The sequence below is a fragment of the Paraburkholderia atlantica genome (assembly GCF_009362785.1).
Lineage (GTDB): Bacteria > Pseudomonadota > Gammaproteobacteria > Burkholderiales > Burkholderiaceae > Paraburkholderia > Paraburkholderia atlantica.
In genome coordinates this window covers 1-11,768 of record NZ_WHNQ01000083.1, presented here as the reverse complement: position 1 = coordinate 11,768, position 11,768 = coordinate 1, and the positions used below count along the sequence as shown (strand labels likewise).

The following is an 11,768-nucleotide window of genomic DNA, read 5'->3' as shown; positions in this document are numbered from 1 at the left end:
GGCATGCGTTGCTCTATGAGCCGCAAAGGAAATTGCTGGGACAACGCGCCGACGGAGAGCTTCTTCAACAGCCTGAAAAATGAACGGGTTCATGCAGCGCGCTATCGCACGCATCGCGAAGCCGCAGCGGACTTGTTCGAATACATCGAAGTGTTTTACAACCGCAGTCGTCGTCATTCGTCGCTCGGCTTTGTGTCGCCGGCCCAGTTCATGCGAGACTGGCTCGTGGCTCAGCAGGCAACGGATGTAGCTGCATAACCCCGGGCCTCTGGAAGGCGAAAAACAGAGGGAAGGTCAGTATTCCGCCACAAGCCGGTTTTTCTCCTTGCACAACAGCAGGCCAATGGTCGGCTGATCTTCCGCCACCTTGGCCTGTGCGTCGACCGCAGACAGTAGAAGTTCAGCTGGCCTGCATACGCAGGCTTGAATGATGTCGTTTTCAATTCGACGACGCTCAGCTAGGCATCACCGGCGATGCATCGGATATCGCCAGCGCTGCGTTTTCCTCGTCAGCGACGAATCCACGTTCCGTCACTCGTGCCCCTCACAGTGGATGGCGGGGTAACAAAGATCATGCAGCTTACAGTGCATACCTTGGTCGTTTCGGCAGATGATTAAATGATTGTCCGTCAAGTGCAATTGGCGGAACCAGTGTTATCTTGATAGCAATGGCAAGTGGCGCATGTTTGCGAAAAATTGGAGCTTCTTCGACGTCCCGTCAGCCGGCGCGCGTTCAAGGCGGCATGGCGGACGGGTGACGAGATATCTAGCCGCCCGTCGTTAGCAAATTTCGCGTTTTTTGCGGGAAGAACAGCCGGCACGAAAAAACAGGCTTTCGGATGCTGATTTGATTATTTCGTAATCGCGCTGAGACGTGTCACGAACCCGTCTGGGGGTCCAATTCCAGTCTCGGATAGGTTCCCTCAACAAACGATCTGGTCGTGCGCGACCTTTGCCAGTTCCGCAGCAATGGCCGCGTGCGTGTTTAGGGATGTCCTCAATAAACGGCTTTTACGTACGCTAAGCTAGGTAAGTCGCTTCTTTCGTCGGATGGGAGAAACCCGATGCACGACGGACCATGAACTACCCCTTTGATACATCTCTGATGCAAATGTTGTCCGCATTCTCGTTCATCGGTATCGACTCTTGATATTTGCTCTGCCCTTTCTCGGTCCGATGTTGATAAGCTCGATACCGTGTTTATGTGAGCTCCACTATTGAAGGTCAAGATTTTCCTGCTATAACACTTCCAAGAGTCGCAGGATATTCTTTTCGCTGATCGCATAAACCCATATGCATTTTGAATTCTCTCGATGCTGTCCATGTTTTTTTGAAAATTTGAATCTTAATGAATTGGAAGGCAGATTGTTTTTTGAATTTGCCCTGATGAAGTGCAGTTGGTTAAGAAATTGAAATGCTTGGCTGAAGTATTTTGCTGGAGCGGCAGCGCTTTAGCGATTCGAGTGAGAGCCAGCCAACATTGGTATCCGTTCTGCCGATGCAAATTCGATCTGGAGATGTCTGATGAGGGCTTGTCCGTTCTGTCCGCACACCCGGCATTGGCGGTCGCGGTGCTTGCCAGTGTGACGAGCATGGCAGCCGGTTCCGCGCAGGCGCAAGTCACGGCGGTGAATAACTACTGGAACGGTACCTCGTCTTCCGACTGGTTCAATGCGAGTAACTGGATCGACAACGGCGGCAACCATCTGGTGCCCGATTTTCGCACCAACACTACCTTTATCAACACGCTCACGAGCAATCGAACGGTCATTGACGGGCTCGCCGCGCCGTCGCGGATCGTCCGTATCGGCGACGGCGCCAGCAGCGGGAGCAATGGTTCACTGAACATCCAGAACGGCGGCACACTCGATGTGTTGACCAACAGCGGCGGTGGCTATGTCGCGGTCGGCTATGGCACGCCGAATCCATCCATTGCGGCGCTGACAGTGACCGGAGCGGGATCGCGGTTGTCCGCAGCGGGTTACATGTACGTTGCGCTGTTCGATGCAAACCAGGGGACGATGAACGTTCAGAACGGTGCGCTGGTCGAGGCCGGCGTGAGCCTTGATGTCGCAGGGGGGCGGGCAGCACCGGGATCGTCAACGTGGTGGGGCAGAACTCGGTACTGCGGGTAGGCACAGCTTTTTCGTCGGTGACGTCGGCGGGGGAAGGTTGACCATTTCCAATGGTGGCGCGATGAGTTCCGGAACCGGATTTCCGCCGCTCATATCGGGGGTAGTTGCGCCGACCGACTCCATCGGCTCAGCAACAGGCGCTGTCGGCGAAGTTACCGTCATTGGCTCCGGTTCATCGTTGAGCAGCAGCAACCCGCTCATCGTGGGCGGTACGAACCCCGCGCTGATCCCCTTCTACCTTGAGAGCCTTGGTCTTGATGCCACGGTGCTCTTCATGGGCGATGGTTCACTGACCAGTGCCAACGGCGGAGCCGTTAGCTCCGGGGTTGGGCCGCATACGGTCCAAGGATTCGTCAACAACACGTTTATTGGCGGCACGCCGGGCAGTACGGGTAGGGTCACCGTCACTGATCCGGGCTCGAACTGGACCGTGGGTGGCAACCTGATGATCGGTGGCGATGGCAACGGGACGCTGACCATCGCCAATAGCGGCCGCGTCTCCGCGGTGTCCGTCGTGCTAGCGCAGACTGCGAATTCCACCGGAATGCTGAACATCATCGGCGCCGCCGCCGGCGCAGCGGCCGTCGCGCCAGGCGTACTCAACACCGGCAGAGTGGCGTTCGGTGGCGGTACGGGCGATATCGTGTTCACCCACACGGACGCCAGTGGCAATTACCTGTTCCCTGCGGCCATGGTTGGCTCGGGCGCCGTCAATGTTTATAGCGGTAAAACCGTCATGACGGGGGCCAGCACGTATGTCGGTCCGACCACGGTGCATGGGGGCACCATCGCTGCTGGCGAAAACAATGTCTTCAGCCCGAATTTGGACTATGCGGTCCAGCCTGCTGGCACATTGGATTTACGCGGCTTCGACCAGCGCACTGCCGGCGTCGTCAATGCGGGTCTCGTGCGCATCGCTAGCGATCCGGGGACTGTGCTGACCACGACCCACTATGTCGGTCACAACGGCACGATCGCCCTGAACACCTACCTCGGTGGCGACAATTCGCCTTCGGACCGGCTTGCCATCGACGGCGGGTCGGCCACGGGCACCTCGGCGCTCGCGATCACCAACGCCGGCGGCCCCGGTGCGCTGACGACGGCCAGCAGCATCTCGCTCGTGGTTACGACTAACGGTGGCACTACCGACGCCGGCGATTTCGCGCTCGGCACCGAAGTGCGCGGTGGCGCCTTCGACTACCGTCTGTATCAGGGCGCCGTCGGCGGCGCATTTCCGCACGACTGGTTCCTGCGTTCGGATTTCGTCGTCGGACCAGGGGCGGAGGAGCCGGGCATCCCGCCCGGTGACGAGCTGCCCGAAGAACCGCCGCCGCCCGTGCTGCCCCCGGGCGAGTACCCGATCATAGGCCCCGAACTTGCCACTTACTCGGTGATGCAGCCGCTCGCAAGACAGCTGGGCCTGACCATGCTCGGCACGATGCACGAGCGTATCGGCGACACGCTCACACAGGACCCGGGCCATGCCGGCAGCGAAGGCCTGGCCCGTTCTGCGTGGGCGCGGGTGTTCGGGCAGCAGATCGACAACCGCTACGAGACCTACACCGATGCGCGCGCGAAGGGGCAACAGATTGGCGTGCAGGCCGGTGTCGACCTCTGGCGCGGCAGCTTCATGCCAGGCCATCACTAGACAGTGCTCGAGCAACGCTTACGGATGAGTGCCTCTGCACCATCAATAAATTTATTGTTTTTCGTCGTTATTGACATCATTTTCGGGTGCGTCAGCAGGCTGTCGCCAGCATTCTAGTTCAGCGGCAATGCGCTCGCGACTATTGCCCCAAAGTAGTTCACGCACGTCGTCGGGCCATGCTTCGACGTGGCACCCGTGATGATGCAGCAGCGCAAGCGCGAGCCGCTCCATTCCGAATGCGATGCAGGCCGAGTGCGCGACGGCGCCATTCGCGCAACGCAGTTTCCATATCCGACCGAAGTGGTCCATGTGATAGTTGAACGATAGGCAGGCGGTTTTGCGGTGCCGATCCGTTACCGGGATCAGCAGTTCGAATTTCAACTGCTGCGCGCGCTGACTGTCCGCGACGATCTTGCCGCCGCGGCCGAAAAATGGGTCGTTCGCGACGTCGAGTTCAGCGGGCAGGCGTAACATTTCTGTAAGTGCATGGCCGCGTTCGATCCATGTCGCACGAAAAGCCTGAACATCTTCTGGCGAGCCAATCCGCACGTACTCGCGCATTCTGAACATTTGCATGCGCGTCGGATCCAGGGAAGGCTCGTGACGGAAGCAGTACGACAGCACGTCAATTGTGAGCCCATTTTCTGGTAGCGGGCCGCGTCGCGCGATGACCGGGTAGACCGGATAGCACGCAGCGGGTGTGAGCACAGCGCGCGTTGGCTTTTGCTGGGCCAGCCACGCGTCGCTTCGCTCGTCGCCGGGATCGGATACCACGTCGTCGAGCGCCCGCAGCAGGCGCCGGTGGTCGCGCTCGTCGCCGCAGAACGCGTGAATCGTGCCGGCGAGGTGCGGAAAGTTGTTCAGGTATTCGCTGTCCTCGAAGTCCTTGCGTGGCACCGCCGGGGGGAAGCGCAGAACTTCCGGATGCTGGTCCGCAGCCATGCACGAGATCAGCCAGGTCAGGCGTTCAACGATGCCTTCGTAGATATGGTTGTGCCCATACAGGCCGTTTTCGCCGGTGTCGACGAGCAGGCCGGCTGCGATCAACCGGTCGCGCAACGGCCGCTGCGCATCGGATATGGGGGCATCACCGTGTGCATAGTTAGGGAGGGAAGATGTGACACGTACGCTCATTTCATGCCTCTTCTATTAATAGTGACGGGCGCTGCGCAAGTAGCAGACTGGCCGTGTTCTGGTCAATCCGGTCGTTGTTAATCATTAGGGGGGCAGAGTAAAGGTCGCGCAGATGCCGGCCGATGCTATAGCGGCCGCCATTCCGGTACCCGCTGATCCCGCAGATCATCATCGCCTCGTGCGCGACCTTCAGTGCGGCCGACGAGATGCTGGTTTTCAGGCTATTCATATCCGCCATGAAGCGGAGTTGAACGGTCAGCGGCAATTCTGTTGCGCATTTGCCGTACTCGGCCGCATGCACAGTCTGCGCTGCGGCAAGTGCCGTACTCAAGCGTGCTTTCATCATCTGCAACTGCTCGGTCGCACGAACAAGCCGCCCTCTGGCAAGCAACATGCCATCCGGCAACCCGCGCGATTGAGCGCGACAGTACGCGTTTGCGCGCCGCAGCGCATCCGCCGCGATGCCGGTCCATACGGCTGCCCACAGCGCATGCGACACCGGCTGCATTGTACGGTTGGCGATGTCGCTGAACGGTGGGATCAGAATCTGCGCATCATCCACGTTCGCGACGAGACGAAATCCCGAGCTACAGGTACCTCGCATACCAAGCGCGTCCCAGTTGCCTTGCGGTTCTAGTGCGATCTGGGTGCGCAACGCCACAATTAGCACCTGATCGGAGGGCGGCGCGTCATCCGCACGGCGCGCAGTAATGAGAATGGCGTCAGCGTAAGCGCCATACGAGATAGTGGGCGCGTCTTTCTCGATGCGGAACCGCTGGCCGTCATGCTGTACTGCGCACATGCTGGCGCGCAGACTTCCGCTGGTAGTTGCCTCGGAGGTCGCAGATCCGAGCAGCAACTGCTCACGGGCCATCCGCTCGACGAAAGCGAGCTGCCAAGGCCGGCCGCAGCAATGGGAGATCACGCACGCCGCCTGGGTCAAATGCATTGCGTAGATCATCGCAGTGGACGCGCAGCCTTGCGCGATGACTTCGCAGAACGACGCGACGTCGGTCAGCGTTAGACCGGCGCCGCCGAAACTGGCCGGAACCAATGCGGGCAGGAGATGCTCTGTTCGCAGTGCGTCGATAGCTTCGGCCGGGAAGCGCGCATCGCGATCGACTGAGTACGCATGCTTGGCGGCTACCCGAGCGACCCGCAGTGCCGCCTCGTGCGCAAGCTGTGCGTTCATGACGTCACCTTTTGTTTTTGGAGTCGTGAGATCGCGTCGGCCATCGAATTGATACTCGAGAACAACTGTCGGCCGAGCATCTCATCCGGAATCGCGACTTCAAAGGTTTCCTCGATAGCCAGCATCAGATGGACGGTCGCTATGGATTCGAGTCCGGCGGCGTACAAGTCGGTTTCATCGTTAAGCGTGTCAGGTGATCCGCGCAGGTGAACCGATTCGCAAATAATGCGACGCAGAATTTCTTTCATTTGGATACCTTATTATGCGAAGAAAAGAGGCGGGCGAAACGCATGGAACGGGCTACGGCTCGACAGTCGGCGTGGGTGGCGTCTTCACGTGCGGCGGGTAGGGCGTGTCCGATGAGGTATCTGGCAGGCTGCAGAACCGTTCCAGCATCCACCGCTGCGCATCGCTCATGGCCGCCTCGCGCGCGGCGCGCATAAACAGCGAGTGATCGACTATTGGCAACATCGCGACCCGTACGTGCGGAAATCGCCTCAGGCCACGTAGATTCGCGCCGAACTGCAGCTTTAATTCGTCGATACCGTGATCGAACTCACCGTATAACAACCGCACTTCGGCATGTTTTTCGTGGAGAAGTTCGAGGAGTCGGCGAGCCTTGTTCGGAGAGAACGACCAACCGATGGTGGCGTCCATCAAATCGGCGACGCGACGCTCGAAACGGCGTGTCGCCCGCGCCACGAGTCCACGTACCATGCCAGCGAGCGACGCCTTGTCGCTCCATACGCGCTTCCATTTGTCTGTGCTAAGCGCGGCTCGCCGCAGCGTCCGGTTCGACGCGATAGCGCTGCTGTTTCGCACCCGCTCCTCGTCTTGCCACACGAACTGCTGAAGATTCACGCCGAACGCGCCGACGATTTGCGGGTGTGCCGCGCACGCATGCAGACCAACGAAAGCACCGCTACAGATACCGAATGTAACGACTGCCGTGTAGCCCTGTTCGAGCAGCCAGTTCGCGCCGGCGATCACATCGGCGCATGCCTCTTGCGAATGGAGCGACTCGGCTGTAATAGTGCATTCTTCGGGGGCGCTGTCGCCGAGACCGGCCAGATCCATTCGCAGCGACGCGATGCCTATCGCGGCGAGACGGCGGGCGAATAGCACGAAGCAGCGGCCGTCGCCGATGTTGTGGTTTGCGGCCGTGTTTGGGAACAGCACCGTAGGGGCATTCTCGAGTGCGTCGCGCGGGCGGCAGTACACGCCGAAGCATGCGCCGACAGAAACCGGCTGCTCCATGAAATTGGGTCCGGCCAATTTGGGAGCGACCGGTATGGCGCGTGATGCGGACTGATTCAGTGTGCGCAGAGAAGCGGGCGAAGCGTCGATATTGCCATTTCCGTCGGCGTCGCCTGCGAGCCATGCCGATACTGTCGCGAACGCACGAGCCGGAAGCTTGCTGAAGCGTGCCTCGACGAGAAAGTGATCAAGTTCATCGAACGGCGCACGCTCGACGGCGGCACCATATGCTTCATATCGCGCGCCCAATGCGTTCCCGCTGTTGCGGTCGTTCGCCTCGAGCAAGAGCACGCGTCGCGCGGGTGCTGTCGTGTCGTTGCGCAGATCGATCCCCCCGATCCTGTCGATGTCGTCGCCATGAAGCCCGAAGCCGAACGCGCCGACCGTGCGCATGCTCTCTGGCGCCTTGCACATGCTCATATGGGCGCGCGCGCTGAGCCAGCGGTGATGATGCGCATGCAGTTCACGCAGATATTTTTTCCCGGACAGCACCGGGGCGAGCAGCACGAGTCCATCAATGCCCGACAACCGCTCAGCGGCAAGCGCGGCGAGCATCGCACCGAGCCTGAACCCGCATAGCGAGACGCGTTGTACGCCGGATACAGTGCGCAGGTATGCTAGCGCATCGGCGATGCTGCCGATCCATGCGTCGACGCGGTCCGGATCCTCCTCAACATGTAGCGAATTGCCGGTTCCAGGATAATCGAAACGCAGCGTGGGCATTTGCTGCACAGCCAGTCGTTCGGCCAATTGCAACCATGCACGATGCGTGCATAGTTCGTCGTAGCCGAAAGCATTGCACAACACGACACCGTGCTGTCCTGGTGCGGGATGCAGCCACCCAGCACAGTCACCGAAGACGACAGCTTGCATAAGAGGCCAGTTCAAAAAACCCATGTCTGGGATGTTTAATTTCGGAGTGCGGTATTAACTCGGCTTTCCGAAAGACGGAAACCGAGAAGATGCACGCACGATCGCAACGAATCTCAGGCTTTGATAGAGCCCGATACTGCGCAAGGCCTGCGCGTCTAAACAACGAACTTAGCGCCCAACTTTTCGTGTGCCAAACCTCTCTCAGCGCTCAAGGCGCTTCGGTGTAATCCCCCAAGACGGGATGAAAACATCCACCCACCGCACGGAATGGAACTCAGGCGAGACCGCGTTTGAAGGAGCGCATTCTCGTAGACGCCAACAAAGTGCTTGTCAATGTCACACGGACCTTGATCGCCGTTTAAGAACCACTCACACGTCGACAGCTGCGAATGACGAACGGCCACCGGCGTATGACCCATGCTCCGCTCGACGGCAAGATAGATCTGAGTCGGTAGGTAAGCTAACTAATTTTCGGTCCGCAATAATTCGCGAAAAATAAAAAAATAAAATGTTGTACCTGAAAATGTTTTCGAATAGTCTCGGAAGAAAAATCGGGCCGCCGGAACCACAGCAAAAAAACAGATGGTGCTACCAATTGTCACTCTCTGCACGCGATTGCCAAGCGTTGATCTCAGGAAATTTCGCAGAAAATCTCAAAGAAATGCATCAGGAACTGCTGACAACGATCGATCTGGGTGGGTGGGCGGTGTAAACCGTCTTTCAGGTTGGATGATGGGGGTTAGCGCGCCCATTGTCATCAAGGGGATCACGGCTCCGATAGTAAAAGGGGTAATCCGAAAGCGATATTTGAGCGGACAACGCCAGTTGCGTTCAGGCGGTTCATGCAAATTTGCGTTCATGGAATGGATAGTGGGTGGCTGTACTGTGCATTGCGGGACGCACTATGCGGCATTTCCGTGTCGACTACAAAATCGATTGTTTGGATAACACTGATCCACGTAACGGATGCATGCGAGAAATATGCGCAATGATGGTTTTGCCAAATCGGCTTTCCGACACTAGCTTCAGCAATGTCACGTTGCTGACGGGGCCTGAGGGCATCCCGCGATGCAAACTTCCGGATCGCTTTTATCACGGCCATCGCTTTCCCGTGATCGTCATCAGTTGTGCCGTGCGCTAATGCTATCAGTTTCAGTTGAGGCTGCGCGACATCGACGAGCGGTTGTTCGAACGCGGCGTTGTCGTTAGTCACGAGACAATTCGACGCTGGGGCGAATCGAGTGCCAAGGCCTTGCGGGATTCTGTCGCGATAAGGAAGACAGCCGAGCATGTTCCAAGAAATATTGGATTGCTTATAGCATCAGCGAATAGAAGGAGTGGCTGCCGTTCGGTCATCGCCGTCGTTTTTCATTTTTCCCTTGTGAATCGTATGCATTACCTCGATACCAGAGAGAATTACGCGTGCACACCGAAAATCCTTGAAGCACATCATCGATTTGATGATACGTTCGATCGGTCGATGGTTCTGCTCCACGACGTTATTCCGGTGTTTGTTCTTCCGGCTTCTGATCGGGGTTTCCCGTTCTGCGTTGATGGCTTCAAGTGCGGCCAGCTTCGCGCCGCTCTTATCTACGGTGAACGTCTCGGGGCTCGCCGTTCCGGTCAATGGGCTTCTGAAAGTAACGGCGCGCCGCAGCTTTGTCACGACGAGCGCGCAGAAGAAAATCAACCGTGTTGTTTTGCTTGTCGACGGCGCGATACAGATATTTCCATTGTCCTTTGACCTTGAGGGAGGTTCGTCCATCCTTCAACTCCTGCCCACCGGTTGCTTGTGCTGACGAAGCGCCTTCTCAAAGGGCGGCACCCAGCGTCACCAAAAGCGGCGATCCTCGTGCGCTGCTGCACATGTCTCTCGTCACTGCCCCTCGCAGAGAAAAGAGCCTTCGTCGAGCCTTTCTGCCGGCTGCAGGGCATCGTGTCTCAGGAGGACACATGCATGGCGCTTCGTGAGGCACGATGAGCGGATTTTTGGGCATTGCCAAATCGGTTGCGTGGATCCCTGCCGTTCTTCTAGCGTTGCTGCGCGAGCACCTCTTATAACGCTACTATCCGCTTACGCACGTTCCCGGAAAACAACCAGAGAGACCTTGTCGACTACTTGCACACCCCAGAGGCGCGGCCGGGCACCGTTCCAGTTCGCGACTTCATGCTGCGATGGCGTTCTCGATCCTGTCGTTCAAGTATTTTAATGCGGCCGACCGTTTCAGACTGCTCTACGTGTCGCGCCTGCGCCAGCAGATTCCTTGTTGCAGTGCGACGATTTCTAGTGAACTATAGGAGATGGTATGGACGCCTCCCTCCCGAGTCGAGTTGGAGAGGCCGCAGAAACGGCGGAGCCCTCGCTATACCCGACGGCATCGGAGTGCCAAAGTGGAAGTGTCGCAACGACCACTGAGGGTAAGGAGGGCTCGAAATGAAGACTAGAACATTTGGACTGGACCTGGCAAAACGGGTTTTTCAGGTGCATTCGGTGGACATGGAGACGGGTGAAATCGAGCAGCGACAGCTGAAACGGGAATCACTGGCGAGGTTCTTCGCAAAGCAGGCGCCAGCCGTGATTGGCATGGAAGTATGCGGCCGCGCCCATTACTGGGCGCGCCGTTTCACGAACCTGGGCCATCAGGTGATGGCTGGTTGCGCCGTCATTTGTCCAACCGTTTGTGAAGAGCAACAAGACGGACGCGGCCGATGCCCAGGCGATCTGGGAAGCCGTGCAACGGCCCGGGATGCGGTTTGTCGCCGTCAAGAGCGAAGCGCAACAGGCGGTACTGACTGCACCGCGTGCGTGAGCAACTGGTCAGGATGCGCCGGATGCAGATCAACCAGATGCATGGGCTGCTGTTCGAATTTGGTGCGGCGCTACAGGGCGGAGCCCACAGCATGGACAATGCCGCGCGCGTATTGAGCGAACTGGCCGAAGCATTGCCAGCCATGGTCATCGATACGCTGCGCGAGCAGCTGGGGCGCATCGAGGCGCTCTCGCACGACATTGCGGAGATCGAGCATCGGCTCGCCGCATGGCGACGCGAGGACGAGGCGGCCAGGCGGCTGATGGCGATCCCCGGTGTCGGGCCGCTGAGCGTCACAGCGGCGATCGCGACGATCGGCGATGCCCATACGTTCCGCTCGGGCCGTGAGTTTGCCGCGTTCCTGGGACTGGTGCCCCGGCAAAGCGGTACAGGCGGACGCATCCGGCTACTGGGCATCAGTAAGTCAGTATGACTCCCTGTGAGGCGAGGCTAGCCGCCGTGCGGATGTAAGCGCGGGTTAGCATGGCTGCCAGAGCCGCATTGAGTGGGGACGGATCCGCCGCTCAACGGTCTGTTTCCGGCACGGAGGCTAGCATGCACGACGATAGCACGTTGTACGTAGGGCTCGACGTTCACAAGGATTCAATCATGGTTGCCTACTCGGTCGATATGGGCGACGTAGAGTTGCTGGGCAAGATCGGTACGACACAGATCGAAGTTGATCGCCTATGCAAACGGCTGCGATGCAAAGCACGACA

7 protein-coding genes and 5 pseudogenes are annotated in these 11,768 nt (G+C 58.6%); 6 read left to right on the top strand and 6 right to left on the bottom strand.

What is annotated here, in order from left to right:
• Positions 1-258, top strand: a 258-nt coding sequence (locus GCT19_RS39420) for an IS3 family transposase (RefSeq protein WP_152854912.1), incomplete at its 5' end; no start/stop codon positions are given.
• A gap of 39 nt (positions 259-297) precedes the next feature.
• Here the strand turns inward: GCT19_RS39420 and GCT19_RS39415 are convergent.
• Positions 298-452, bottom strand: a pseudogene (locus tag GCT19_RS39415) (PDDEXK nuclease domain-containing protein); the annotation flags it as partial.
• 945 nt (positions 453-1,397) lie between these two features.
• Here GCT19_RS39415 and GCT19_RS39410 point away from each other — a divergent pair.
• Together GCT19_RS39410 and GCT19_RS39405 are read left to right on the top strand one after the other, a co-directional pair.
• On the top strand, positions 1,398-2,135 hold the full coding sequence (locus GCT19_RS39410) for a hypothetical protein (protein WP_152854911.1): 738 nt from the start codon (positions 1,398-1,400) through the stop codon (positions 2,133-2,135).
• A gap of 37 nt (positions 2,136-2,172) precedes the next feature.
• Entirely contained in the window at positions 2,173-3,783 is a 1,611-nt protein-coding gene (locus GCT19_RS39405; RefSeq protein ID WP_227749471.1) for a hypothetical protein, read from the top strand.
• A 51-nt stretch (positions 3,784-3,834) separates the two neighbouring features.
• Here GCT19_RS39405 and GCT19_RS39400 read toward each other — a convergent pair whose 3' ends face one another.
• Genes GCT19_RS39400 through GCT19_RS39385 form a run of 4 tightly spaced genes read right to left on the bottom strand, consistent with a single transcriptional unit; the run spans position 3,835 to position 8,173 of the window.
• On the bottom strand, positions 3,835-4,917 hold the full coding sequence (locus GCT19_RS39400) for an amino acid--[acyl-carrier-protein] ligase (protein ID WP_026229093.1): 1,083 nt from the start codon (positions 4,915-4,917) through the stop codon (positions 3,835-3,837).
• Between the two features lies 1 nt (position 4,918).
• Positions 4,919-6,109, bottom strand: a complete 1,191-nt coding sequence (locus GCT19_RS39395) for an acyl-CoA dehydrogenase family protein (RefSeq protein WP_152854909.1) — start codon at positions 6,107-6,109, stop codon at positions 4,919-4,921.
• On the bottom strand, positions 6,106-6,357 hold the full coding sequence (locus GCT19_RS39390; RefSeq protein ID WP_018437551.1) for an acyl carrier protein: 252 nt from the start codon (positions 6,355-6,357) through the stop codon (positions 6,106-6,108). Before GCT19_RS39390 ends, GCT19_RS39395 begins: the two co-directional genes overlap by 4 nt.
• 52 nt (positions 6,358-6,409) lie before the next feature.
• Positions 6,410-8,173, bottom strand: a complete 1,764-nt coding sequence (locus GCT19_RS39385; RefSeq protein ID WP_018437550.1) for a serine aminopeptidase domain-containing protein — start codon at positions 8,171-8,173, stop codon at positions 6,410-6,412.
• 1,177 nt (positions 8,174-9,350) lie between these two features.
• Between GCT19_RS39385 and GCT19_RS44995 the strand changes: the two are divergent.
• Positions 9,351-9,473: pseudogene (locus GCT19_RS44995) on the top strand (IS6 family transposase); the annotation flags it as partial.
• A 79-nt stretch (positions 9,474-9,552) separates the two neighbouring features.
• Here the strand turns inward: GCT19_RS44995 and GCT19_RS44035 are convergent.
• Positions 9,553-10,070 (bottom strand): annotated as a pseudogene (locus GCT19_RS44035) (IS6 family transposase); the annotation flags it as partial.
• 603 nt (positions 10,071-10,673) lie between these two features.
• On the opposite strand from GCT19_RS44035, the pseudogene GCT19_RS44030 reads away from it, so the two are divergent.
• Positions 10,674-11,473: pseudogene (locus GCT19_RS44030) on the top strand (IS110 family RNA-guided transposase); the annotation flags it as partial.
• A gap of 131 nt (positions 11,474-11,604) precedes the next feature.
• A pseudogene (locus tag GCT19_RS44025) lies at positions 11,605-11,768 on the top strand (IS110 family transposase); the annotation flags it as partial.

What these genes read in the sequence shown, in the direction of transcription:
- GCT19_RS39400 (WP_026229093.1), bottom strand. Translation starts at nt 4,917, where the DNA reads ATGAGCGTACGTGTCACATCTTCCCTCCCTAACTATGCACACGGTGAT.
- GCT19_RS39395 (WP_152854909.1), bottom strand. Translation starts at nt 6,109, where the DNA reads ATGAACGCACAGCTTGCGCACGAGGCGGCACTGCGGGTCGCTCGGGTA.
- GCT19_RS39390 (WP_018437551.1), bottom strand. Translation starts at nt 6,357, where the DNA reads ATGAAAGAAATTCTGCGTCGCATTATTTGCGAATCGGTTCACCTGCGC.